The 22,605-nt window shown below is 65.2% G+C and carries 26 protein-coding genes; 14 read left to right on the top strand and 12 right to left on the bottom strand.

The features are described from left to right. The coding region (locus O7A61_RS21215) for a DUF4166 domain-containing protein (RefSeq protein ID WP_337131461.1) at positions 1-874 on the top strand (874 nt) is incomplete at its 5' end. On the opposite strand, the gene O7A61_RS21210 is transcribed toward O7A61_RS21215, so the two are convergent. The 3 genes from O7A61_RS21210 to O7A61_RS21200 all read right to left on the bottom strand — a co-directional run bounded on the left by O7A61_RS21210 (position 787) and on the right by O7A61_RS21200 (position 4,392). Further along, entirely contained in the window at positions 787-1,170 is a 384-nt protein-coding gene (locus tag O7A61_RS21210; protein WP_337131459.1) for a DUF1850 domain-containing protein, read from the bottom strand. The genes O7A61_RS21215 and O7A61_RS21210 overlap by 88 nt on opposite strands. Before the next feature lie 76 nt (positions 1,171-1,246). Next, positions 1,247-3,367 (bottom strand): TRAP transporter permease, encoded by a 2,121-nt coding sequence (locus tag O7A61_RS21205; protein WP_337131457.1) that lies wholly within the window; start codon positions 3,365-3,367, stop codon positions 1,247-1,249. A 65-nt stretch (positions 3,368-3,432) separates the two neighbouring features. Further along, positions 3,433-4,392 (bottom strand): TAXI family TRAP transporter solute-binding subunit, encoded by a 960-nt coding sequence (locus O7A61_RS21200; protein WP_337131456.1) that lies wholly within the window; start codon positions 4,390-4,392, stop codon positions 3,433-3,435. Positions 4,393-4,649: 257 nt separating this feature from the next. On the opposite strand from O7A61_RS21200, the gene O7A61_RS21195 reads away from it, so the two are divergent. Together O7A61_RS21195 and O7A61_RS21190 are read left to right on the top strand one after the other, a co-directional pair. Then, complete coding sequence (locus O7A61_RS21195) at positions 4,650-5,018, top strand: YciI family protein (protein WP_027142565.1); 369 nt, start codon at positions 4,650-4,652, stop codon at positions 5,016-5,018. A 7-nt stretch (positions 5,019-5,025) separates the two neighbouring features. Next, positions 5,026-6,270 carry an RNA polymerase sigma factor gene (locus O7A61_RS21190; RefSeq protein ID WP_337131455.1) on the top strand — a complete coding sequence of 415 codons (1,245 nt, stop codon included), beginning with the start codon at positions 5,026-5,028 and terminating at the stop codon, positions 6,268-6,270. Positions 6,271-6,304: 34 nt separating this feature from the next. Here the strand turns inward: O7A61_RS21190 and O7A61_RS21185 are convergent, their stop codons facing one another. The 6 genes from O7A61_RS21185 to hrcA form a co-directional block, all read right to left on the bottom strand. After that, positions 6,305-6,931 (bottom strand): glutathione S-transferase family protein, encoded by a 627-nt coding sequence (locus O7A61_RS21185; RefSeq protein WP_337131454.1) that lies wholly within the window; start codon positions 6,929-6,931, stop codon positions 6,305-6,307. A 289-nt stretch (positions 6,932-7,220) separates the two neighbouring features. Further along, positions 7,221-8,201 (bottom strand): cysteine synthase A, encoded by a 981-nt coding sequence (cysK, locus tag O7A61_RS21180; RefSeq protein ID WP_027142562.1) that lies wholly within the window; start codon positions 8,199-8,201, stop codon positions 7,221-7,223. Between the two features lie 177 nt (positions 8,202-8,378). Beyond that, positions 8,379-8,996 carry a LysE family translocator gene (locus O7A61_RS21175; RefSeq protein ID WP_337131453.1) on the bottom strand — a complete coding sequence of 206 codons (618 nt, stop codon included), beginning with the start codon at positions 8,994-8,996 and terminating at the stop codon, positions 8,379-8,381. A 129-nt stretch (positions 8,997-9,125) separates the two neighbouring features. Continuing rightward, on the bottom strand, positions 9,126-10,472 hold the full coding sequence (locus tag O7A61_RS21170; protein ID WP_337131462.1) for a PQQ-dependent sugar dehydrogenase: 1,347 nt from the start codon (positions 10,470-10,472) through the stop codon (positions 9,126-9,128). 83 nt (positions 10,473-10,555) lie between these two features. Continuing rightward, a complete protein-coding gene (locus O7A61_RS21165; RefSeq protein ID WP_015314792.1) occupies positions 10,556-10,753 on the bottom strand; it encodes a hypothetical protein in 198 nt (65 codons plus the stop codon). A gap of 140 nt (positions 10,754-10,893) precedes the next feature. Continuing rightward, positions 10,894-11,976, bottom strand: coding sequence for a heat-inducible transcriptional repressor HrcA (gene hrcA, locus O7A61_RS21160; RefSeq protein ID WP_027142559.1), 1,083 nt, complete (start codon positions 11,974-11,976; stop codon positions 10,894-10,896). Between the two features lie 224 nt (positions 11,977-12,200). Between hrcA and rph the strand changes: the two genes are divergently transcribed. From rph to O7A61_RS21135, 5 genes are all read left to right on the top strand, one after another. After that, entirely contained in the window at positions 12,201-12,917 is a 717-nt protein-coding gene (rph, locus tag O7A61_RS21155; RefSeq protein WP_337131452.1) for a ribonuclease PH, read from the top strand. Positions 12,918-13,099: 182 nt separating this feature from the next. Then, entirely contained in the window at positions 13,100-13,510 is a 411-nt protein-coding gene (locus O7A61_RS21150) for a VOC family protein (protein ID WP_337131451.1), read from the top strand. Beyond that, positions 13,510-14,187 (top strand): RdgB/HAM1 family non-canonical purine NTP pyrophosphatase, encoded by a 678-nt coding sequence (gene rdgB, locus O7A61_RS21145; RefSeq protein WP_027142556.1) that lies wholly within the window; start codon positions 13,510-13,512, stop codon positions 14,185-14,187. Before O7A61_RS21150 ends, rdgB begins: the two co-directional genes overlap by 1 nt. Beyond that, positions 14,184-15,362 (top strand): radical SAM family heme chaperone HemW, encoded by a 1,179-nt coding sequence (hemW, locus tag O7A61_RS21140; RefSeq protein ID WP_337131450.1) that lies wholly within the window; start codon positions 14,184-14,186, stop codon positions 15,360-15,362. Before rdgB ends, hemW begins: the two co-directional genes overlap by 4 nt. Positions 15,363-15,365: 3 nt before the next feature. Continuing rightward, entirely contained in the window at positions 15,366-15,689 is a 324-nt protein-coding gene (locus O7A61_RS21135; RefSeq protein ID WP_337131449.1) for a low molecular weight protein tyrosine phosphatase family protein, read from the top strand. A 59-nt stretch (positions 15,690-15,748) separates the two neighbouring features. Here the strand turns inward: O7A61_RS21135 and O7A61_RS21130 are convergent, their stop codons facing one another. Then, positions 15,749-15,937: a hypothetical protein gene (locus O7A61_RS21130; RefSeq protein ID WP_027142553.1), complete on the bottom strand. Its 189-nt coding sequence runs from the start codon at positions 15,935-15,937 to the stop codon at positions 15,749-15,751. A 7-nt stretch (positions 15,938-15,944) separates the two neighbouring features. Then, the gene (locus tag O7A61_RS21125; RefSeq protein WP_027142552.1) at positions 15,945-16,130 is read right to left on the bottom strand and encodes a hypothetical protein; all 186 of its coding nucleotides are present in this window, start codon (positions 16,128-16,130) and stop codon (positions 15,945-15,947) included. A 187-nt stretch (positions 16,131-16,317) separates the two neighbouring features. Between O7A61_RS21125 and rsmI the strand changes: the two genes are divergently transcribed. Together rsmI and O7A61_RS21115 are read left to right on the top strand one after the other, a co-directional pair. Next, positions 16,318-17,214: a 16S rRNA (cytidine(1402)-2'-O)-methyltransferase gene (rsmI, locus tag O7A61_RS21120; protein ID WP_337131448.1), complete on the top strand. Its 897-nt coding sequence runs from the start codon at positions 16,318-16,320 to the stop codon at positions 17,212-17,214. 105 nt (positions 17,215-17,319) lie between these two features. Beyond that, positions 17,320-17,697: a YraN family protein gene (locus O7A61_RS21115; RefSeq protein ID WP_027142550.1), complete on the top strand. Its 378-nt coding sequence runs from the start codon at positions 17,320-17,322 to the stop codon at positions 17,695-17,697. Between the two features lie 59 nt (positions 17,698-17,756). Here the strand turns inward: O7A61_RS21115 and O7A61_RS21110 are convergent, their stop codons facing one another. Then, entirely contained in the window at positions 17,757-18,563 is an 807-nt protein-coding gene (locus O7A61_RS21110) for an undecaprenyl-diphosphate phosphatase (protein ID WP_027142549.1), read from the bottom strand. A 321-nt stretch (positions 18,564-18,884) separates the two neighbouring features. On the opposite strand from O7A61_RS21110, the gene O7A61_RS21105 reads away from it, so the two are divergent. The 4 genes from O7A61_RS21105 to mepA all read left to right on the top strand — a co-directional run. Beyond that, on the top strand, positions 18,885-19,577 hold the full coding sequence (locus O7A61_RS21105; protein WP_337131447.1) for a glutathione S-transferase family protein: 693 nt from the start codon (positions 18,885-18,887) through the stop codon (positions 19,575-19,577). Beyond that, complete coding sequence (gene queG, locus O7A61_RS21100) at positions 19,558-20,712, top strand: tRNA epoxyqueuosine(34) reductase QueG (protein WP_337131446.1); 1,155 nt, start codon at positions 19,558-19,560, stop codon at positions 20,710-20,712. The genes O7A61_RS21105 and queG overlap by 20 nt, the downstream gene beginning before the upstream one ends. Then, a complete protein-coding gene (locus O7A61_RS21095; RefSeq protein ID WP_337131445.1) occupies positions 20,709-21,623 on the top strand; it encodes an SDR family oxidoreductase in 915 nt (304 codons plus the stop codon). Before queG ends, O7A61_RS21095 begins: the two co-directional genes overlap by 4 nt. Before the next feature lie 59 nt (positions 21,624-21,682). Beyond that, on the top strand, positions 21,683-22,605 hold a 923-nt coding region (gene mepA, locus O7A61_RS21090; protein WP_337131444.1), incomplete at its 3' end, for a penicillin-insensitive murein endopeptidase.

The raw sequence follows: 22,605 nt of genomic DNA, 5'->3' as shown, positions 1-22,605 counted from the left end.
CCTGCGCTGGGGCGAGCATCGCGGCGGCATGTTCGTGTCCGTGCAGGGTGCCGACCCGACCGGCGCGTTGGTCAACCGCTCCTGGCATCTGCTGGCGGAAGGCGATGACGGGCCGCTGATCCCGTCAATGGCTGTCGAGGCGCTGGTCCGCAAGGCGCTCGACGGTCATGCGCCGGCGCCCGGAGCAAGGGCCGCCGTCAACGACCTCGAGCTTGCCGATTACGAGGCCCTGTTCTCCTCCAGGACGATCTATTCCGGCTTTCGCGATGACAGCGGCGATACCGACAGGCCGCTCTACGCCGATCTGCTCGGCGACGCCTGGCAAGGTTTGCCCGGCGAAATCCACGCCATGCATGATCGGCCCGGAATGGCCGAAGGCCATGCCCGCGTCGAGCGCGGACGCAACATTCTTGGCCGGCTAACGGCATGGCTGGTCGGGTTCCCCGGGCCGGCCGCCGACATCCGGGTTCGTGTCCGTTTCGACGTCGACCCGGATGGAGAAACCTGGACGCGGACATTCGGCGCGCGCAGCTTCTCCAGCCGCCAGTTCGCGGGACGTGGGCTTGCTGAGCGCCTGTTATGCGAGCGCTTCGGCCCGCTGACCTTCGCCATGGCGCTGGTGTCCGAAGGCTGCCAGCTGAAGCTGATCCTGCGGCGCTGGAGCATTCTCGGCCTGCCATTGCCGATGTGGCTCTGCCCGCGCTCGACCTCCTTCGAGACCGTCGAGGACGGAAAGTTCCGCTTTCATGTCGAGATATCGCATCCGCTCACCGGCCTGATCGTGCGCTATCGCGGCTGGCTGAAGCCGGTGGGTTCGCACGGCTGGAGCGAGATCGTGTCACCCGCCGTCTTGCCGAGTACCAGGCAGCCCTGAACCGTGCACAGCGTCCAGCCATCGCCAGTCGCGCCGGAGGCGGCGAGCAGGATGCGACGCTGCGCGCCCATCTTGGGCGCATAGAGCCACCAGCCGTTTTTCAATATCGCACCTTCAGGCGGCTCCATGCCGGCCCCCGAGCCCTTGATGCGGGCTTCTATCACCTGCAGGCCGGACGGCGTCACCTTCCAGTCCTCCTCCCAGCGCGTCCGTTCCACCGAATGGGTCCAGGCCAGCGTGAAGGCGGCTACGCCAAGCGTCACCGTCTTGCCGGCGGCGAGGATGCACAGGCTCATGCGGTTCCTCGTTTGAGCAGGATCTCCTGCGAAAACCAGGTCCCGTTTTTTGCGTTCGCTGACCTTTGGTTCGGGATCATGCCTTGGCCGGCGCCTGCCGCGCTCGCCAGACATGCCAGCCGATCCAGGCCAGCGACAGCGCCCAGCCGGTCTCGTCGGTCAACGGCACCGCCGCCACCAGCAGCACGCCGGCGGCGAAGGCGACGAGCCGCTCCCACCAGGCCATGCGCGTGGCAAGGAAGCCGACGGCGGCGGCGCCCCACAGCACGATGCCCATGCACGCCTTGAGAACGATGTAGGCGACCTCGACGGGATAGCCGAACTGCGCGGCGATCGGCCCGGCGTCCTGCAGCATCAAAGCCGGCGTATAGACCGCCATGAACGGCACGACGAAGCCGGCAATGGCAAGCTTGGTCGCCTGGATGCCGATCTTGAGGCCGCTCTCCCTGGCCATCGGCGCTGCGGCGAAGGCGGCCAACGCCACCGGCGGCGTCAGGTCGGCCATGATGCCGAAATAGAAGACGAACATGTGGCTGACGACCAGCGGCACGCCGAGCGACAGCAGCGCCGGCCCGGCCAGCGACGAGGTGATGATGTAGTTGGGGATGGTCGGGATGCCCATGCCCAGCACCAGGCAGGTCAACATGGTCAACACCAGGGACAGAAACAGATTATTCTCGCCGATCGAGATGATCCAGCCGATGAAGGTGGAGGCCACGCCGGTCAGCGTCAGCGTACCGATGACAATGCCGACGATGGCGCAGGCGATGCCCACCGGCAGCGCGTTCTTTGCGCCTTCAGCAAGAGAGTTGATGCAGATTTGCAGCGTCTCGCGGCCGCCCTTGAAGGCAAGGCAGGCAATGACGAGTGCCGCGATGACAAGGCTAAGGATGTTGACGCCGAATTTCATGAAGGAGGCGGCGGCAAGCCCGAGCGCCAGCCAGAAGACGACGCGGAAGGCGAGCGGCCCGATCAGCGCCGCCAGCGGCGTACCGAGGATCAGCACGATGGTCAGTGCGAGGCCCATCGTGCCGGCGAAGACCGGCGTGTAGCCGGCGAACAGCAGGTAGATCAGTGCCGCGAGCGGCAGCACCAGCGGCCAGTGTTGTCGCACCGCGTCCCACGGGTTTGGCAGGTCCGCCTTGGCCATGCCGCGCAGGCCTGCCTTGCCGGCCTCCAGATGCACCTGCCAGAAGCAGGCGCCGAAATAGAGCAGCGCCGGGATGATCGCCGCCTTGACCACGTCGGCATAGGGGATGTTCAGCGTCTCGGCCATGATGAAGGCGACCGCGCCCATCACCGGCGGCATGATCTGGCCACCCATCGAGGACGTCGCCTCGACGGCGCCGGCGAAGGCCGAGCGGAAGCCGAAGCGCTTCATCAGCGGGATGGTGAACTGGCCGCTCGCCACCACATTGGCGACGCCGGAGCCGGAGATGGTGCCCATCAGCGCCGAAGACAGCACGCAGACCTGCGCCGGGCCGCCGCGCCAGGTGCCGACCAGCCCGAGAGCGAAATCGTTGAACAGCGCGATCATGCCGGCGCGTTCGAGGAAGGCGGCGAAGACCACGAAGATGAAGATATAGGCGGCCGAAACGTAGATCGGCGTGCCGTAAATGCCTTCGGTGCCGTAGGCGAAGGTGTCGACGAGCTGGGCGAAATCATAGCCGCGATGGATGAAGGGCGGCGGCAGATGATTGCCGACGAAACAATAGGCGAGAAAGATGAAGGCGATGACCGCCAGCGGCAGCCCCATCAGCCGCCTGGCCGCCTCGAACACCAGCACCACCAGCCCCGCGCCGACGATCAGGTCCGGCGTGGTCAGAAAGCCGGAGCGCCGGATGAGGTCGGTATAAAACACCCAGTTATAGAGGCCGGTGCCGAAGCCGAGCAGGCCGAGTGCCCAGAAGAAGGCTTTTGCCGGCAGGCTGGTGGTGCGCAGATTGGCGATCAGGACGAAGCCGAGCAGCAGCAGGAAGCCGACATGCATGGCCCGCACCACCTGGCTCGGAAGGCTGCCATAGGCGGCGATGTAGATCTGGAAGGCGGAAAAGGCGACCGCGATGGCGAAGGCCGCCTTCCCGGCGATGCCGTCGCCGAAGCCCGGCGGCAACCCTTCGACCTGCTCTTCGCCCGGGGGGAGATGGGAGAGGGACGATTTGCCGTCGGCTATCGCTCCAGACGGTGTTTCGCTCATTGGATGCGCTCCCAAGCAGGCGAATTGCAATGCCTCGCGAAGACATGTCGGATTGCCGCGATACCTTACTTCAACAACCCCTTTTCCTTGTAATAGCGCTCGGCTCCCGGATGCAGCGGCACCGGCATGCCGTCGAGCGCCTTGGCCGGATCGATCGCCTTGGCGGCGGCGTGCGCGGCGGCGAGCTGGTCGAGATGCTCGAACAGCTGCTTGGTCATCTGGTAGGCGGTCTCATCCGAGACATCGGCACGGGTGATGAGGAAATTGCCGACGGCGGCCGTGGCGACATCCTCGCCTTGGCCGTCATAGGTGCCCTTGGGGATGACCACCGACAGATAGGGCGAGCCGATCTTGGCGACGTCTTCGGGCGGCACGGCAACGACATTGATCGGCACAGAGGTGGCGAGGTCGCGGATCGAGGCGACGCCCAGCCCGGCCGATTGCAGCGTGGCATCGAGCTGGCGGTTCTTGATCAGCTCCACCGATTCGGCGAAGGGCAGGTATTCGACGCGGCCGAGGTCCTCATATTTCAGCCCCGCGGCGGCGAAGATGGCGCGCGCGTTGAGCTCGGTGCCGGAGGCCGGCGCGCCGACCGACAGGCTCTTGCCCTTGAGGTCGGCGAGCGTCTTGATGCCGGACTCCTGGCTGGCGACGATCTGGATATAGTTGGGATAGATGGCAGCGATGCCGCGCAGCTTGTCGAGCTTGCCGGGGAAGCCGGCCTCGGCGTTGCCTTCGGCGGCCATCTTGACGGAATCGCCGAGCGCGAACGCGACCTCGCCCTTGCCCTGCTGCAGGAGGTTGAGGTTCTCGACCGAGGCCTTGGTCGCCTGCACCTGCGTGCGGGCACCCTCGATGCCCTTGCCGTAGATTTCCGACAGCGCCACGCCGAGCGGATAGTAGACGCCCGAAGTGCCGCCGGTCAGCACATTGATGAATTCCTGCGCCCTGGCCGACACCGCACCAAGGCCAAGTGAGAGCGCCATCGCGCCGGCAGCAACGAATTTCGTTCTGAAATTCAACATCTGGTTTCCTCCCTGAAATAGTGGCCGCATCACCTCCCTGATGCGGACAGAGGCGAGTTTAGACAGCGAAAGGGAAATGCCAACCCGCAATTCCACGCGTTAGACGAATGGTTGAGAGGTCGCCAAACACATACCCGCTTGCGCAAGGCGCGGCCGGAGCCGAAAGTTTTTTCCGCAACCTGTCGAAATCGGTCGCCGACGCGCGACATACGTTCGGCCCGCAACGAAGCGGCCTTCCAAACCACGGGAGAAGACCCATGCGATACATGCTTTTGATCAACAACGATGAAGCCGCGCTGGCGAACACGCCGGTCGAGAAAGCCCAGCAGATGAGCGCGGCCTATGCCGCCTATACCGAAGCGTTGAAGAAGTCCGGCGCGTGGCTGGCCGGCGAAAGGCTGCGCCCGACCCAGGCGACGACCTCGGTGCGGATCGCCGACGGCAAAACCAACGTGATCGATGGTCCCTATGCCGACACCAAGGAGCAGCTTGCCGGCTTCTACATGATCGAGGCGGCCGATATCGATACCGCCATCGACTGGGCGGCGCGCTGCCCGGCGGCCAGCACCGGCACGGTCGAGTTGCGGCCGATCTGGGAAATGGCCGACTATATGCCCAAGAAATGACGGCGTGATGGACAGTCGCCCGGATATCGCCCGGGCGGCCGCCGAGGCCGCCGCCCGGGAAAGCTATGGCAAGCTGGTTGCCTGGCTCGCCGCGCGCACGCGCGACGTGGCCGCCGCGGAGGATGCGCTGGCCGACGCCTTTGCGGCGGCACTTGAACGCTGGCCGCGCACCGGCGTGCCGGAAAAGCCGGAAGCCTGGTTGCTCGCCGTAGCCAGGCGGCGGCGTGTCGATGCGGTGCGGCGGCGGCTGACCAGCGAAGCCGGCCGTGACCATCTCAAGCTGATTGCCGAGGAAGCGGAGGCACGCATGACCGACGAGGACCTGCCGGACGAACGATTGCGGCTGATGTTCGCCTGCGCCCATCCGGCGATCGAATCCGGCGTGCGGGCACCGCTGATCCTGCAGACCATCCTCGGTTTCGATGCCGCGACGATCGCTTCCGCCTTCCTGCTCTCGCCGGCCACGATGGGCCAGCGCCTGGTGCGCGCCAAGAGCCGCATCCGCGAGACCGGCATTCCGTTCCGCGTGCCGGAGCGGACCGAACTCGGTGAAAGGCTGGACGCGGTGCTGGAGGCGATCTACGCCGCTTTCACGGAGGGCTGGTCCGATCCGGCCGGTACCGAGACGCGGCGCCGCAACCTCGCCACCGAAGGGATCTGGCTCGGCCGGCTGGTGGCCTCGCTGCTGCCGGACGAACCGGAGGCGCTGGGCCTGCTGTCGCTGATGCTGTTCGCTGAGGCGCGCCGTGCGGCGCGGCGAGACCCGGCCGGAGATTATGTGCCGCTTGCCGAGCAGGATCATGCACTCTGGGACCATGCCCTGGTCGACGAGGCCGAAGCATGTCTTCGCGGCGCCGCGACCAAGGGCGTCATCGGCCGCTACCAGCTGGAGGCGGCGGTACAGTCCGTCCATGCGGCGCGGCGGCTGACCGGCCGCACCGACTGGATCGCGATCCGCGAGCTCTACGACGCGCTGTTTTCGATCGCGGGGTCGCCGGTGGTGGCAATCAACCGCGCGGTGGCGATCGCCGAGACGGAGGGCGCGGTGGCGGGATTGGCGACCCTTTACGTGCTGGGTGACGACAAGCGGCTCAATGACTACCAGCCCTACTGGGCCGCGCGTGCCGGCCTGCTGGCCAGGCTCGGCCAGGGACCGCAGGCGGTCGAAGCCTATGATCGCGCGATCGGCCTCGAGCGCGATCCGGCGGTGCGCCGCTTCCTGCAGGAAAAACGCACCGCGCTAACACAGTGATATCCTGGAGCGCGGGGCCTTTCGGTCCGTCCGTTCAGGCCGGCCACATCTCGTGCGATGTGTTGAGCGTCTTCATAAGCGGATGCTCCCGCAATCGTGCCCAGAGGCGCTCGATATCAGGCCAGGCGGCCCGCGCTCTGTCGATGTCGGGATGCCAGGCCACCAGCATGACGAGATAGATGTCGGCCACCGACATCTTGTCGCCGGCGAGCCAGTCACGGCCGCGCAAGGCGGCATCGACGACGGCAAAACCGCGGTCCATCTCGGCGACCGCCGCCTGTTTCACCGCCTTCGTACCTTCGGCATCCGCCGTGTAGCGATGGGCATAGTAGAACCGCAGGATCGCCGGATAGAGGGCCGACGACATGAACGCCCTCCAGCGCAGGAACTCGGCGCGCGCCGGTTCATCGGCCGCCGGCGCCAGACCGGCCCGCGGGTGGCGCTCGGCGAGCAGGATGCAGATCGCCGCCGATTCGGTGATCGAGCGTCCGTCCGGCAAGATCAGCACCGGCACCTGGTTCAACGGGCTGATGGCGAGGAAGGCCGGATCGGGCGCCTCGGTCTTCGGCACGTCGATCTGTTCGAAATGCACATCGATCAGCGCCAGCGCCGCCTCGACGACGAAGCCGCCGCTGCCGGGACGTGTGTAAAGCTTATACATGGAATTCTCCCCTCGGGCCGTCTTGCACGGGCCGGGGGGTGATATGACCCGGAAGCAGGGTCTGCTCAAGCTGCGCGCCGGCGGCCACGAGGAGTTTTTCAGCGGGCCAGGCGCTCGCGGGACCTTTCCTTCTCCCCTTGTGGGAGAAGGTGGCCTCGCGAAGCGAGGTCGGATGAGGGGTACTCCAGGGAACACCAACGCCTCACTTCGCTGGAACACCCCTCAACCGTCTCGGCGCTACGCGCCGATCCACCTTCTCCCACAAGGGGAGAAGGGAAGAATGCGAGGGTTAAGCCCCCAGCCCCTCGAACAGGATCGTCGACAAATACCGCTCGGCGAAGTCGGGGATGACCACCACCAGCGTCTTGCCCTTGTTTTCGGGCCGCGAGCCGACGACGATTGCCGCCTGCAGGGCCGCGCCCGACGAGATGCCGACCGGCACGCCCTCGAGGCGGGCAATCAGGCGCGCATTGGCGACGGAATCCTCGTTGGAGACCTTGACGATCTCGTCATAGACCGTGGTGTCGAGGATCTTGGGCGCGAAGCCGGCGCCGATGCCCTGGATCTTGTGCGGGCCGGGCTGGCCGCCCGACAGCACCGGTGAGGCATCCGGCTCGACGGCGACGACATGCAGCGCGGGCTTGCGCTTCTTCAAGACCTGGCCGACGCCGGTGATCGTGCCGCCAGTGCCGATGCCGGCGACGAAGATGTCGATCTCGCCCTGAGTGTCGTTCCAGATTTCCTCCGCTGTCGTCTTGCGGTGGATTTCCGGATTGGCCGGGTTTTCGAACTGCTGCGGAATGATGGCGTTGGGGATCGTCGCGGCCAGTTCGTCGGCCTTGGCGATGGCACCCTTCATGCCTTTCGGGCCTTCGGTCAGCACCAGCTCGGCGCCGAGCAGCGCCAGCATCTTGCGGCGCTCGACCGACATCGTCTCCGGCATGGTCAGGATCAGCTTGTAGCCCTTGGCGGCGGCGGCGAAGGCAAGCGCGATGCCGGTATTGCCGGATGTCGGTTCGATCAGCGTGGTCTTGCCGGGCGTAATCTTGCCGGCGGCCTCCAGCGCCTCGATCATCGACACGCCGATACGGTCCTTGACCGAGGCGATCGGATTGAAGAATTCGAGCTTGGCGACCAGATTGGCGACGATGCCCTTCTCCTTGGCGAACTTGTCGAGCCGTACCAGGGGCGTATCGCCGATCGTGTCGGTGATGGAATCGTAGATACGGCCACGGCCGGGCACGCGGGCTGAAGTGACGGGCTTGTTCATTGGTTTCGCTCCCTGGATTTCAGGCAATTGGCAGTAGCCGACAGAATAGGGCTTTCAGCCGCGCAAGATAGGCTGCGGCTGGAAAATATCCGAGTGGGGCCTGTGCTGAAAACGCCTGGCCCCCGGAAAAGCATTTCTCGAAACAGCCGGGCCAGGGAATGGTTTGGCAGAAACGCCCTACTGGCGAGCAGCGATCGCCGCCGCCGCGCCGACCATGAAGGCGCCGGCGGTGCGGTTCAGCACCTTGAGCGCGCGCGGCGACTTCAGGAACCAGCGCGCCTTGGCCGCCAGCGCCAGGTAAGGCACCAGCACGACGAACAGGACGACGAGCGTCAGCGCGACGAGAATGCCGTAGCTGGCAAGCGTGATGGTCTTCAGGTCGACGATGGTCGGCGTGATGGCGAGGTAGAAGATCATCGTCTTGGGATTGCCGAGCGTCACGGTGAGGCCGGCGATGAAGCTCGACAGCAAGCCGCCCTTGCCCTTCCTGGCTTCGATGGTTTCGGGCGTGATGCCGGCGGTCCAGAAGCGCCAGCCGAGGAAAGCGAGATAGGCCACGCCGGCCCATTTGATCGCCAGGAAAACCATGCCGAACTCCTGCGCGACGAAGGCCAGGCCCAGCACTACGGCGGTCAGATAAGTGAGATCGCCAAGCATCAGGCCGAAGGACATGGCGAGCGAAGAGCGAAAGCCGGAGCCGAGCGCACGTGCGACGAGCGCCGTGACGCCGGGGCCCGGGATGGCGGCGGCGACGCCAAGCGCGGCGCTGTAGGCAAGAAATCCGGTGAGGGTCATGGATTCGGTCTCGGATGAGGGCGCTTCATCGCATATATCTGAATGGAATTGAATTTACTGAGGACTGGATTCGATTGCACCAGCTCCCTGTGAGACCTGGTGAGGGGGCCGGCGCTGCCAATAGACGGATCAGGACCGGCCGTCACTATAGGTCACGCGCCAGATTGTGCCGTTGCCGTCTTCGGTGACGATCAGCGCCCCGTCCTTGGCCACCGCGACGCCAACCGGCCGGCCCCAGACCTCGCCGTTGGAGACGACAAAGCCGGTCATGAAGTCCTCATATTCACCGGTCGGCTTGCCGTCCTTTAACTTGAGCCGCACCACCTTGTAGCCGGTCCTGTTGCCGCGGTTCCACGAGCCATGCAGGGCCACGAAGGCGTCGCCTTGATACTCGGCCGGAAAGCTTTTGCGATCGTAGAAAGCGATGTTGAGCGGCGCCGAATGCGCCTGCATCAGCACGTCGGGAATATCAGCCTTGCCGGCGAGGTCGGGACGTTCGCCCTTGTGGCGCGGGTCCTCATTGTTGCCGATGTAATACCACGGCCAGCCATAGAAGGCACCTTCCCTGACCGTCGTCGCGTATTCGGCCGGCGTATTGTCGCCCAGCGCATCGCGCTCGTTGACGACGCACCACAGCACGCCGGTCGCCGGCTGCACGGTCATGCCCGAACAATTGCGCAGCCCGGTGGCGACGATGCGTCCATTCCTGCCGTCGGGGTCGAAAGCCCGCACCTCGGCCCGGCCCGCCTCGGAACCCCAACTGGCGCCGAGCGGCTTCGACTTGACCCAGGCGTCGAGCCCGCCTCTGGGTCTTTTGCCCATGTCCTCCGCGATATTCGAGCCGGAGCCGACGGAGAGGTAAAGTGTCTTGCCGTCGGGGGAAAAGGCGATGTCGCGGGTCCAGTGGTGGCTCGAGGGGATGTCGTCGACAATAGTTTGCGGTTCGCCCGAGGCCTTCAGATCTCCATTGCGGTAGGCAAAGCGCACGATGCTGTCGCTGTTGGCGACATAGACCCATTGCGGGTCATTGCCGGGTGGATGGAAGGCGATGCCATAGGGCTGGTTGAGGCCGCCGGCGAAGATGCTTTTCTCCGCGGCTTTCGCGCTTCCGTTCGTCAGCCGATAGACACGGACCTGGTTGGCTTCGCTGTCGGCGACGAACAGGTCGCCGTTCGGCGCGACACGCACGACACGCGGATTGTCGATGCCGGACGCAACGAGTTCCGCCGAAAAGCCGGGCGGCAATTGTGGCTTGGCGCCTTGCGGCCTCTCCGTGAGGCCGGCGCCGTTCGAGGCGGATTTGGTGACATAGGGTCTCGGCAGGTCTTCCGGCTTGATCAACCGGCGCACGCCGGGCTTATCCGCGCGCCAGTCGCCGAAGGCCGCCGGGCCTTTGAGCACGGGCCGGTCGGCCTGCTGGGCGAGAGCTGCGGTCGTGAGAAACAGTGCCGACATCGCCAGTCCGGCCAATCGCATCACTTCCTCCACCCGGTCGTGAAGGAAATTAACGATCGGCTTGTCCGTGGGTTCCGTCACGCACGGTGAGCAAACTTCCGGGATCAGGTCCCGGCAGCGTAGAAATCGTCGTCCAGGCGCTTTTCCAGTTCCACGAGATCGGCCGGCAACGGCAGGCCCATGGCGCGCATTTCCCGCAGTTTTTCGCGCAGCTGTTCCTGAATTTCGTGCTGGTCCTCCGGCTGGTTGACCATTTCTTCGAGCAGCAGGCTGATCTGGGCCTTGAATGATTCCAGCGCCATTCTTTTTCTCCTTTGCAGCCGGTCTTTCGGTGTCGCACCAAAGGTATGTCGAGATTCGGGTCAGGCCGAGTCGAAAACGGTGGCACCGGAAGCGCAGGTATCAGCCGTTTGCAGGCCGGCATCACCTGAATATCAATGCCTTAGCGCAGCATACGGGAAATCAGCTGCGCCGTATAATCAACCATCGGTACGATGCGGGCATAGTTGAGCCGGGTCGGGCCGATGACGCCGAGCGCGCCGACGACGCGGGCGTCCTTGTCGCGATAGGGCGCCACCACCAGCGACGAGCCCGACAGCGAGAACAGCTTGTTTTCCGAACCGATGAAGATGCGCACGCCCGATCCCTCCTCGGCTAGGTCGAGCAGCTGGATCAATCCATCCTGCGTCTCCATGTCCTCGAACAGGTGGCGCAGCAATTCGATGTCGGCCTGGGCGGTGACGTTTTCGAGCAGATTGGCGCGGCCGCGCACGATAAGCCGGGCCGGCAGGCCGCTTTCGGCGCCCGCCCACACCGCCAGTCCCTTCTCGACGAGGTCCTGCGACAGCGTGTCGAGCGCCGCCCTCGTCTCTTCCTTGATGCGGGCGATCTCGGTGCGCGCCTCGGCCAGCGTGCGGCCGCGGATATGTGCGTTGAGGAAATTCGAGGCCTCGTGCAGCTGCGAGACGGTGATGCCGGCGGGCAGCTCGACGACGCGGTTCTCGACATCGCCATTCTGCGACACCAGCACAGCAAGCGCCTTGGTCGGCTCGAGCTGGATGAACTCGATGTGCTTCAGCGCCACCTCGTTCTTGGCGGCCAGCACCAGGCCGGCGCCGCGCGACATGCCCGACAGCATCTGGCTGGCCTCGGTCAGCATGTGCTCCAGCGTCGCGCCCGAGCCGGAGGCCCGCACCTGCGCCTCGATGGCGCGGCGCTCCTCGTCGGAGAGGTCGCCAAGCTCCATGAAGGCATCGACGAAGAAGCGCAGGCCAGCCTGCGTCGGCAGACGCCCGGCCGAAATGTGCGGCGCGTAGATCAGCCCGAGATGCTCGAGGTCGCTCATCACGTTGCGGATGGTAGCCGGCGACAGCGAGGACGGCAGGATGCGCGACAGGCTGCGCGAGCCCACGGGCTCGCCGTCCCTCAGATAGGAATCGACGATGCGCCGGAAGATGTCGCGCGAGCGCATGTCGAGCGATTGAAGCGCGGGCGACTGCGACGCGGGATCGACTGGCTTGGTCATTTGGCCAAAAACCTCCGGTTCAAGGATATAGACTTCGTTAGGCCGCGCGCAACCGGTGTCTGTGCCGGATCACCCCGGGCTGTCTGTGTCGGATCACCTCGGGGTCTGTGCCAGATCACCTCGGTGTCTGTGTCAGATCGCCGGTCCGTTTTTCTTTGCGCGCTGCCCCCCTTGCGTCTAAAAGCCGGCCACGATTTCAAGAAACTGACAAGAAAGCAGGCCGAATGCGCCCCTCCAAACGCCAATTCGACGAAATGCGCGCCATCTCCTTCGAGCGCGGCGTCTCCAAACACGCCGAAGGCTCCTGCCTGGTGAAGTTCGGCGACACGCATGTCCTGTGCACCGCGAGCCTCGAGGAAAAGGTGCCGGGCTGGATGCGCAATTCCGGCAAGGGCTGGGTCACGGCGGAATACGGCATGCTGCCGCGCTCGACCGGCGAGCGCATGCGCCGCGAGGCCTCCGCCGGCAAGCAGGGCGGCCGCACGCTGGAGATCCAGCGCCTGATCGGCCGCTCCTTGCGCGCCGTGGTCGACCTGCAGGCGCTGGGTGAACAGCAGATCACCGTCGACTGCGATGTCATCCAGGCCGACGGCGGCACCCGCACCGCTTCGATCACCGGCGGCTGGGTGGCGCTCTATGATTGCCTGCGCTGGATGGAAGCCCGGCAGATGGCCAGCGTTTCGAAAGTGCTGAAAGACCATGTCGCGGCGATTTCCTGCGGCATCCATGACGGCCAGCCGGTCATCGACCTCGATTATGTCGAGGATTCCTCGGCCGGCACCGACGCCAATTTCGTCATGACCGGCAAGGGCGGCATCGTCGAGATCCAAGGCACCGCCGAGGGCGAACCTTTCTCCGAGGACCAGTTCGGGACGCTTATGGGCCTGGCCAAGAAGGGCATTTCCCGGCTGGTCAGCCTGCAGCAGATGGCGGTGGCGTAGGGTTTAATGCCGAGCTTGAACGCCTCCCTCTGGCCTGCCGGCCATCTCCCCCTCAAGGGGGGAGATCGGATACGGTTTCGGCCTTCGCTGGTTTTCAGCGTTGCTGGGTGTGCGACAACATCGAAATTGCCAATCTCCCCCGTTGAGGGGGAGATGCCCAGCAGGGCAGAGGGGGGCGCCTCGTGACTCCCTCCGCCATCCTGGAATCCGCCCTCTACGTCACCGATCTCAATGCCGCTGAGCACTTCTACACCGACGTCCTCGGCCTCACCCAGCTCGGCAAGGTCGACGGCCGCCCCCTTTTCTTCCGCAGCGGCCCTGGCGTCCTGCTCGTCTTCAACGCCGAGGCGACCAAAATTCCGCCCGCACCAGACGCGAAGCTGAAAGTGCCGCCGCATGGCGCGGTCGGCGAGGGTCATCTGTGCTTTGCCGCCAGCGCCGCTGAAATCGACGGCTGGAGAACACATCTTCAGGCGAAGAAAATCGCCATCGAAAGCGAATTCGAATGGCCGCAAGGTGGCCGTTCGATCTATATACGCGACCCCTCGGGCAATTCGATCGAGTTCGCCGAGCCAAGAATCTGGGGCCTTTGATGCATTCACCAAACCTCCATACGCTAGATGGCAAGAAGATCGTCGTTGCCAGCCACAACGCCGGTAAGCTGCGCGAATTCGCCGACCTGATGGGTCCATTCGGCTTCGAGGCGAAGTCGGCCAAGGAGTATGGCCTGCCCGAACCGGACGAAACCGGCACCACCTTCGAGGAGAACGCCTACATCAAGGCCTTCGCCGCCGCAAAGGCGACCGGCCTGCCGGCGCTGTCGGACGATTCCGGCCTCTGCGTCGACGCGCTCGACGGCGCGCCCGGCGTCTATACCGCCAACTGGGCCGAGACGCCGGAGGGATCGCGCGATTTCGCCATGGCCATGCAGCGCACCGAAGTCGCGTTGCAGGAAGTCGGCGCCGCCACGCCCGAACGGCGCACGGGCCGCTTCGTCGCCGTCATCTGCCTCGCCTTTCCCGACGGCGAAGCCGAATACTATCGCGGCGAGGCCGAGGGCACGCTGGTCTGGCCGCCGCGCGGCGAGCTCGGCTTCGGCTACGATCCGGTGTTCTTGCCCAATGGCTTCGACAAAACCTTCGGCGAGATGAGTGCCGAGGAAAAGCACGGCTGGAAGCCAGGCCAGGCGACGGCGCTGTCGCACCGCGCCCGCGCCTTCCAGAAATTCGCCCAAGCTCGGCTTGATTCGGTCAGGCTTGGCTCCGCATGATCGGACCCGCAACCACCATGGCGCTCGACCGCGGTCCCGGCTTCGGCGTCTACGTGCATTGGCCATTCTGCGCGGCCAAGTGCCCCTATTGCGACTTCAACAGCCATGTCCGCCACCAGCCGGTCGACCAGGAGCGCTTTGCCGCCGCCTTCGAGGCCGAGTTGGCGACGATGCGCCAGCGCACCGGGCCGCGCGACGTGACCAGCATTTTTCTCGGAGGCGGCACGCCGTCGCTGATGAAGCCGGAAACGGTGGCCAGGGTTCTGGATGCGGTGGCCAGGAACTGGACGGTGCCCGATGGCATCGAGGTGACGCTCGAGGCCAACCCGTCCTCGGTCGAGGCGGAGCGTTTCCGTGGCTACCGGGCGGCGGGGGTCAACCGCGTCTCGCTCGGCGTGCAGGCGCTGAACGACAAGGATCTGCGCTTTCTCGGCAGGCTGCACAATGTCGAGGAAGCCTTGCACGCCATCGGGCTCGCGCGCGAAATCTTTCCGCGCCTGTCCTTCGACCTGATCTATGCGCGCCCCGGGCAGACGCCGCAGGATTGGCAGGCGGAACTCGAACAGGCGATCGGCCATGCCGCCGACCATCTGTCGCTTTACCAGCTGACCATCGAGGAAGGCACGCCCTTCCATGCGCTGCACGCGGCGAAGAAATTCGTCACTCCCGACAATGACCACGCCGCCGATCTCTACGCGTTGACGCAGGAAATCACATCGGCGCACGGCCTGCCGGCCTACGAGATTTCCAACCACGCCAGGCCGGGCGCCGAGAGCCGGCACAATCTGACCTACTGGCGCTACGGCGAATATGTCGGCGTCGGTCCAGGCGCGCATGGCCGCTTCATCGAGAACGGCCATCGCGTGGTGACGATTGCCGAGAGAATGCCGGAGACCTGGGCCAATCTGGTCGAGGCCAAGGGCCATGGCATCACCGGCGGCGAACTCCTGACGCGCTCCGAGGAGGCCGACGAGTTTCTTTTGATGGGGCTCAGGCTCGCCGAAGGCATTGACCTCTCCCGCTACGAGGCGTTTTCCGGACGCGGCCTATCGAGCGCGCGGCTGTCGGTGCTGCAGGGTGAGGGGCTGGTGGCGCCGATCGGCAATGCGCGGCTGCGCGCCACGCCGGCCGGCATGATCGTGCTCGACGCCGTGGTGGCGGACCTGGCGCGCTAACCCTTGAAAAACGTCCTCTTCGTCTGCGGCCAAAACCGCTTGCGCAGCCCTACCGCCGAGCAGGTGTTTTCCACGCGGCGCGACATCGCAGTCGCCTCGGCCGGCACCAATCCTGATGCCGACACTCCGCTGACGCACGAACTTGTCGCCTGGGCCGACATCATCTTTGTCATGGAGAAAATCCACCGGACGAAACTGCAGAAGAAATTCAAGGCCAGCATGAAGGCGGCCAAAGTGATCTGCCTCGACATCCCGGACGACTACGAATTCATGGACCCGGAGCTGATAGCGCTTCTGAAGGCGCCCGTTTCACGATATCTGGACTGAGCGCCTGGCCGGCGTTCGCCCCTCCGCCTTCGGCGGCCGCCTTGCCGATCTGAGCCAGATCAGGCGTCGTGTTTGTGGCGGTGTTTTCCGCGCTCCTTCTCTGCATGCGTCTCGCCGCTCCGGACCGGCTTGGCGCCGTCTTTGTCGCGGCGGCCACGGTGCTGGTCGCCTATCGGAGATTGCGGTACGCCGTTGCGGGCGGTTTTCGTTTCAAGACGGGTGATGAAGATATCGAAGCGATTGGGCATCGTCCGGTCAGTGCTCCGTCGTGCTGTCGGGTTTGTTGTCGGAAAGCCTGACGTCTGTTGGCAAGGCACTCGCGGCCTGCTTGGTCAGGCTGGTGTCGTTCCGGGCTGGCAGCCGTTTGTCCTGGCGTGCGGCACTCCGGCTGCGGCCGGCATAGTAAGGCTCGAAAGCGTCCTGTATCGTCAGGCTGTCCATCCTGTCCTCCCTTGGGAATCAGGGGCTAAATCTGCCAAACCCGGTTTCGTTCCCTACTGTGGCGAAGGAATGGCGATTGCCTTACATCGGTATGAGTTTTGCAAGCCGGCGCCAGCCATGCCAAACAAGATTTGGCAGGCCAAACAGGATGTGGCAGGCCAGACAGGCCTGAACGGAGACGGCATTGGTGACTGGCGAGACGGGCAAGCGTAGCTATGTGGTCGGGCAGGCCGAGATCGCGGCTCGTCCGCTCGATCCGGCGCTCTATCTGGTGGCGACGCCGATCGGCAACCTCGCCGACATCACGCTGCGCGCGCTGGAGACGCTGGCCGCCGCCGACATCGTCGCCTGCGAGGACACGCGTGTGTCGCGCGTGCTGCTCGACCGCTACGGCATTCGCCGCCGCACCACCGCCTATCACGAACACAATGCCGACGAGGCCGGGCCGAAGCTGATCGCGGCACTCGAAGCCGGCCAGAGCGTGGCGCTGATTTCGGATGCCGGCACGCCGCTGGTCTCCGATCCCGGCTATAGGCTGGTCGGCGAAGCGCTCGACCAGGGCATTCGCGTGGTGCCGATCCCCGGCCCGTCGGCGCCGCTTGCCGCGCTGACGGCGTCGGGCCTGCCGTCCGACGCCTTCCTGTTCGCCGGCTTTTTGCCGGTCAAGGTTGGCCAGCGGCTGTCGCGGCTGGAGGCACTGAAGGCGGTGCCGGCGACGCTGATCTTCTTCGAGTCACCGCGCCGGCTGGCCGAGTCGCTCGGCGCCATGGTCGAGGCGCTGGGCGGCGAACGCAAAGCCGCGATCGGCCGGGAATTGACCAAGACGTTCGAGGAAATGCGCACCGGCACGCTGCAAGCGCTGGCCGACCATTATGCGGCGGCCGATACGCCGAAGGGCGAGATCGTCGTTTGCATCGGCCCCGCCGAGGCCAAGGCCGACGAACCCGAAGATATCGATCGTCTGCTTTTGTCGCTCGCCGCCGAAATGCCGGCCTCCAAGGCGGCGGCGGAAGCCGCTAAAATGACCGGCGGCCAGAAGCAGGCGCTCTATCGGCGGCTGCTCGAGCTCAAGGACAGACCATGATCCCGAACCGAGGGTCAGCGAATGCAAAAAGTGGAAGCCGGTTTTCTCGGACAAACGGTTTCGTTTGTCCAGAGATCATGGTCGAGCAAAGTTCCGGAGCCGGCGATGGCTGAACGCCCGAGCGCCAGCCGCCAAAAGGCCTACCGGCGCGGCCATCGCGGCGAATGGCTGGCGGCTGCCGCGCTGATGCTGAAAGGCTACCGGATCCTGGCGCGCCGCCACCGCACGCGCTTTGGCGAGATCGACCTGATCGCGCGGCGCGGCGACCTGGTGCTGTTCGTCGAGGTCAAGGCGCGCCGCACGCTGATCGAAGCCATGGACGCGATCGGCCACGAATCGGAGCGCCGCATCGAGGGTGCGGCCGACATCTGGCTGTCGCGCCAGCCGGACTATGGCAGGCTGTCGATGCGCTTCGACATGGTCGCCGTGCTGCCCTGGCGCTGGCCCGTGCATGTCCCGAATGCGTTTTATGGGAGGAGTTGAGGCGGGGCGTTCCTTGCTCCGCCCGTGGATGACGAAGGCGCGGAGGTGCGGACCGCTCCTCACCCCCAGATCATCAACGTCACCAGCCCGACAACACCCACCACCAGCCGCCACCAGCCGAACAGCGAGTAGCCGTTGCGCGAGACGTAATCGAGCAGGAAGCGCACCACGAACAACGCCGTGACGAAGGCGGCGACGAAGCCGATGGCGATGATCGGCAGGTCCGCAGAAGTCAGCACGTTGCGGTTCTTGAACAGGTCGAAGGCGAAGGCGCCGACCATGGTCGGGATGGCGAGGAAGAAGGAAAATTCCGCCGCCGCCCGCTTGTCGACACCCAGGAGCAGCGCGCCGACGATGGTCGAGCCGGAGCGCGATGTGCCGGGGATCAACGACAGGCACTGGAAAAGCCCAATCTGCAGGTAAAGCCTGGTCGGAAACCGCTCGACGTCGCGATAGACCGGCTTGAGGTTCATGCGGTCGACGACCAGCAGCACCACGCCGCCGATGATCAGCATGATGCAGATCAGTCTTGGCGATTCGAACAGCACCGTCTTGATGAAGTCGTGCGCCAACGCGCCGATGACCGCGGCCGGCAGGAAGGCAATGAGGATCCCGATGACGAAATGCCGCGTCAGCCGGTCATGCGGCAGGTCGAGCAGCATCTGCCACAGGCGCCGGAAATAGACGCTGAGGATCGCCAGGATGGCGCCGAGCTGGATCAGGATCTCGAAGGCCTTGCCGGTTGACTGGAAGCCGAGAAAATGGCCGGCGAGCAGGATATGGCCGGTCGAGGACACCGGGATGAATTCGGTCAAGCCTTCCAGCAGGCCAAGCAGCAGGGCTTCGACGATGGTCTGGCTTTCCATTTCTACCTCGGCGTTGGCGTGACGGCTAACAGAATGGCTTGCTTGTCATGGCGCCGAAGTCCCCCTATAGGTCGCAACACCCCTGACGGCCCGCTAACCGGGCGGCCAAGACTTACCGGTGCGCCCTGCGATTCGCCAGTGTGGCAATCCGGAATTCGCCACACCCGGGACGAGCGCGATGCGCGAATTCCGGATTCTGAGCCACACTGTCAACTTTGAGTTCTAATGTGGTTTGGATTTGAAGTTCCTGAACGCGGATGCCATTGAGGGGCAGGAACTTCAAATCCAAACCACATTAGTGCGCTTTATCATCGCGGAACCATGCTGACGCTTTTCCACCATCCCATGTTCGCCACCTGCCGCTTCGTCCGCCTCGCCTTTGGCGAGTATGGCGAGGAGCTGGCGCTGATCGAGGAAAAGCCGTGGACGCGGCGCAAGGAATTCTTGGCGCTGAATCCGGCCGGCACGTTGCCGATCCTGCTGGCCGAGGGCGACGTGCCGATCATCGGTGCGACGGTGATCTCGGAATATCTCGACGAGACGCGCGGTGTGCTCAAGCGCGACAAGCGGCTGTTCGCCGAGGACCCGATGCAGCGCGCCGAAATCCGCAGGCTGATCGAATGGTATCTCAACAAGGCCGAAAGCGAAGTGACGCGCCATCTGGTGCGCGAGCGCGTGCTGAAGCCGGTGATGCCGGAAACGGCGGGCGGCGGCTCGCCCGATTCGGGCGCCATCCGCGCCGCGCGTGCCAACATCCGCCAGCACATGAAATACACCAATTGGCTGGCCGGCACCCGTCACTGGCTGGCCGGCGGCAGGGTCACCTATGCCGATCTGGCGGCCGCCGCGACGCTGTCGGTGCTCGACTATCTCGGCGAGATCGATTGGCGCGAACACCCCGCCGCGCGCGAATGGTACACGCGGGTGAAGTCGCGGCCCTCCTTTCGGCCGCTTTTGACCGACCGCGTGCGCGGCCTGTCGCCGGTATCGCACTATGCGGATCTCGACTTCTGACGCGTCAAAACTGCGTGCGCTGATCGACGCGGAGGCGCGGCGCGCCGGCTTCGATGCCGTTGCCGTCACCACCCCAAATGCCATCCCGCTGGCGCCGGCCCGGCTGGCCGAATTCGTCGCCGACGGCTTTCACGGCACCATGGACTGGATCGCCGAAACGGTTGCGCGCCGTAGCGAGCCTTCCACGCTGTGGCCCGACGTGCGCTCGATCGTCGTGCTGGCGATGAATTATGGGCCTGACCATGATCCGCGCGACGTGCTGGCCCGGCGCGACCGGGCTGCGATCTCGGTCTACGCGAAAAACCGCGACTATCACGAGGTGATGAAAGGCCGGCTGAAGGAAATCGCCGGCAAGATCGTCGCACACGCCGGCGGCGACGTCAAAGTGTTCGTCGACACCGCGCCCGTCATGGAAAAGCCGCTGGCGGAAGCAGCAGGGCTGGGCTGGCAAGGCAAGCACACCAATCTGGTCAGCCGCGAGCACGGCTCCTGGCTGTTCCTCGGCACCATCTTCACCACGGCCGAGCTCGCACCCGACGCGGCCGAGATCGATCATTGCGGCTCCTGCCGCGCCTGCCTCGATGCCTGCCCGACCGACGCCTTCCCCGCCCCTTATCGGCTCGATGCGCGGCGCTGCATCTCCTATCTCACCATCGAGAACAAGGGGCCGATCCCGCATGAATTCCGCGAGGCGATCGGCAACCGCATCTATGGCTGCGACGACTGCCTCGCGGCTTGCCCCTGGAACAAGTTCGCAAGCGCGGCTTCGGAGGCCAAGCTCGCCGCGCGCGACGATTTGCGCGAGCCTGAACTCGCCGACCTTTTGGCCCTCGACGATGCTGCCTTCCGCGCCTTCTTTTCCGGCTCGCCGATCAAACGCATCGGCCGCGACCGCTTTGTCCGCAACGTGCTGATCGCCGCCGGCAATTCCGGCGAGGCCGCGCTTGCCGATAGCGTCCGGGACCTGCTCGGCGACGCCTCGCCGCTGGTGCGGGGCGCGGCAATATGGGCGCTGGCGCGGCTGGTGCCGGAAACCGAATATGCCGAACGGGCCGCGAACGGCCTGAAGAGCGAGGGCGATGGCGCCGTCCGCGAGGAATGGCGCCTGGCACGGCCAAACAGGACGCATGCATGAACGAAAAGCGGATCCTCATCTTCGGTGCCGGCTATTCGGGCAAGGCCTTTGGCCGCGCCAACAGGGGAGCCGCCCCGATCTTCGGCACGACACGCTCCGAGGAAAAATTCGAAGCGCTGCGCCAAGCCGGCATCGCCCCGCTGCTGTTCGATGGCGCGCTAACCGGCGAAATCGGCGAAGCGCTCGAGAAAACCACCCATCTGGTGATTTCCGTCGCTCCGGAGGAAGCCGGCGATCCCGTATTGAATGCCGCCCGCGAGGCGATCGCAGGGATGCCTGACCTGAAATGGATCGGCTATCTCTCGACCGTCGGGGTCTATGGCGATCATGGCGGTGCCTGGGTCGATGAAACGGCCGCGTGCCGGCCGGTTTCGAAGCGCTCGACGATGCGGGTCGAGGCCGAGCAGAACTGGTTGAAGCTTGGCGAGGACATCGACCGGCCGGTGGCGATCCTGCGGCTGTCGGGCATTTACGGTCCGGGCCGCAACGCGCTGGTCAATCTGGAAAACGGCACGGCCAGGCGGCTGGTCAAGCCGGACCAGGTCTTCAACCGCATCCATTGCGACGACATATCGGGCGCGCTCTGGCATCTGATCGGCGGCAATACGGGCGGCATCTTCAACGTCACCGACGATGAGCCGGCGCCGCCGCAGGATGTAGTCACTTATGCCGCTTCGCTGATGGGTGTCGCGCCGCCGCCTGAAATTCCCTTCGAGACCGCCCAACTTTCGCCCATGGCGCGGTCCTTCTATGGCGAGAACAAGCGGGTCGCCAATGCGGCGATCAAGGCGGCGGGCTATCGGTTTCGCTTTCCCGACTATCGCGCCGCCTTCGACCATATGTGGGCAAGCGGCGACTGGCGCGACGGCGCGCCGCGCAGTCCGATGAAGGCCGCGAAGGGGTTAGGATGATCGAAGCGCGGCGCTTGGCGTGGTATGATTCGGCGTTGGAGGCACGGGGGGTGCGGTTCATGAAATCATCGACGCGATCGCCTGGCGCCAGAAATTCGGTATTGGCGGCGGCGCTGGCCCTGGCAGGTCTCGCCGCGCAGCCCGCAGCGGCCGAGGAACGGGCAAAAGACCTGTTCGGCGCCGAGAAACTGCCGACGGCTACCGCGGCGCAATCCTTCGGCTTCTATTCCAAGGGCTGCTTTTCCGGCGGCGTCGCCATCCCTATGGATGGTCCGACCTGGCAGGTAATGCGGCCATCGCGCAACCGCCGCTGGGGCCATCCGGCGCTGATCGCGCTGATCGAGAGATTGTCGCGCGATGCCGTCGCCGACGGTTGGCCCGGCCTGCTGATCGGCGACATCGCGCAGCCGCGAGGCGGCCCGATGCTGACCGGCCATGCCTCGCACCAGATCGGGCTCGACGCCGACATCTGGCTGACGCCGATGCCCGACCGTACGATGAGCAGGGCGCAGCGCGAGACCATGAGCGCCACGCTGATGGTCGACGAGAAGACGCATCTGGTGAGGGATGCGCTGTGGACGCCGCAGCATACGGCGTTGCTGAAGCGGGCCGCGAGCTATCCGCAGGTCGAGCGCATCCTGGTCAATCCGGGCATCAAGAAGAAGCTCTGCGACACGGTCAAGGGTGACCGCTCCTGGCTGCGAAAGATCAGGCCGTTCTGGGGCCACGACTATCATTTCCACATGCGCATCGGCTGCCAGCCGGGTTCGCCCGACTGCAAGGCACAGGAAGCGACGCCGGATGATGACGGTTGCGGCAAGGCGCTGGCCTGGTGGTTCACGCAGGAGCCGTGGCGGCCCAACAAGAACCCGGATGCGCCCAAGGCTCGCGACCTGATGACGATGGCCAACCTGCCCAAGGAATGCCGCGCGGTGCTCGACGCGCCGGGGCCTGCCTCGGCCGAGGCCGCGACCTATCACGG

Origin of the sequence: Mesorhizobium sp. Cs1321R2N1, from assembly GCF_037179725.1 — a bacterium.
Lineage (GTDB): Bacteria > Pseudomonadota > Alphaproteobacteria > Rhizobiales > Rhizobiaceae > Mesorhizobium > Mesorhizobium salmacidum.
This window is presented reverse-complemented; position numbering and strand designations above follow the sequence as displayed.

Bases quoted from the DNA above. Each gene is read 5' to 3' on its own strand.
- O7A61_RS21210 (WP_337131459.1), bottom strand. From the start codon at position 1,170: ATGAGCCTGTGCATCCTCGCCGCCGGCAAGACGGTGACGCTTGGCGTA.
- O7A61_RS21205 (WP_337131457.1), bottom strand. From the start codon at position 3,367: ATGAGCGAAACACCGTCTGGAGCGATAGCCGACGGCAAATCGTCCCTC.
- O7A61_RS21200 (WP_337131456.1), bottom strand. From the start codon at position 4,392: ATGTTGAATTTCAGAACGAAATTCGTTGCTGCCGGCGCGATGGCGCTC.
- O7A61_RS21195 (WP_027142565.1), top strand. From the start codon at position 4,650: ATGCGATACATGCTTTTGATCAACAACGATGAAGCCGCGCTGGCGAAC.
- O7A61_RS21190 (WP_337131455.1), top strand. From the start codon at position 5,026: ATGGACAGTCGCCCGGATATCGCCCGGGCGGCCGCCGAGGCCGCCGCC.
- O7A61_RS21185 (WP_337131454.1), bottom strand. From the start codon at position 6,931: ATGTATAAGCTTTACACACGTCCCGGCAGCGGCGGCTTCGTCGTCGAG.
- cysK (WP_027142562.1), bottom strand. From the start codon at position 8,201: ATGAACAAGCCCGTCACTTCAGCCCGCGTGCCCGGCCGTGGCCGTATC.
- O7A61_RS21175 (WP_337131453.1), bottom strand. From the start codon at position 8,996: ATGACCCTCACCGGATTTCTTGCCTACAGCGCCGCGCTTGGCGTCGCC.
- O7A61_RS21170 (WP_337131462.1), bottom strand. From the start codon at position 10,472: ATGCGATTGGCCGGACTGGCGATGTCGGCACTGTTTCTCACGACCGCA.
- O7A61_RS21165 (WP_015314792.1), bottom strand. From the start codon at position 10,753: ATGGCGCTGGAATCATTCAAGGCCCAGATCAGCCTGCTGCTCGAAGAA.
- hrcA (WP_027142559.1), bottom strand. From the start codon at position 11,976: ATGACCAAGCCAGTCGATCCCGCGTCGCAGTCGCCCGCGCTTCAATCG.
- rph (WP_337131452.1), top strand. From the start codon at position 12,201: ATGCGCCCCTCCAAACGCCAATTCGACGAAATGCGCGCCATCTCCTTC.
- rdgB (WP_027142556.1), top strand. From the start codon at position 13,510: ATGCATTCACCAAACCTCCATACGCTAGATGGCAAGAAGATCGTCGTT.
- hemW (WP_337131450.1), top strand. From the start codon at position 14,184: ATGATCGGACCCGCAACCACCATGGCGCTCGACCGCGGTCCCGGCTTC.
- O7A61_RS21130 (WP_027142553.1), bottom strand. From the start codon at position 15,937: ATGCCCAATCGCTTCGATATCTTCATCACCCGTCTTGAAACGAAAACC.
- O7A61_RS21125 (WP_027142552.1), bottom strand. From the start codon at position 16,130: ATGGACAGCCTGACGATACAGGACGCTTTCGAGCCTTACTATGCCGGC.
- O7A61_RS21115 (WP_027142550.1), top strand. From the start codon at position 17,320: ATGGCTGAACGCCCGAGCGCCAGCCGCCAAAAGGCCTACCGGCGCGGC.
- O7A61_RS21110 (WP_027142549.1), bottom strand. From the start codon at position 18,563: ATGGAAAGCCAGACCATCGTCGAAGCCCTGCTGCTTGGCCTGCTGGAA.
- O7A61_RS21105 (WP_337131447.1), top strand. From the start codon at position 18,885: ATGCTGACGCTTTTCCACCATCCCATGTTCGCCACCTGCCGCTTCGTC.
- queG (WP_337131446.1), top strand. From the start codon at position 19,558: ATGCGGATCTCGACTTCTGACGCGTCAAAACTGCGTGCGCTGATCGAC.
- O7A61_RS21095 (WP_337131445.1), top strand. From the start codon at position 20,709: ATGAACGAAAAGCGGATCCTCATCTTCGGTGCCGGCTATTCGGGCAAG.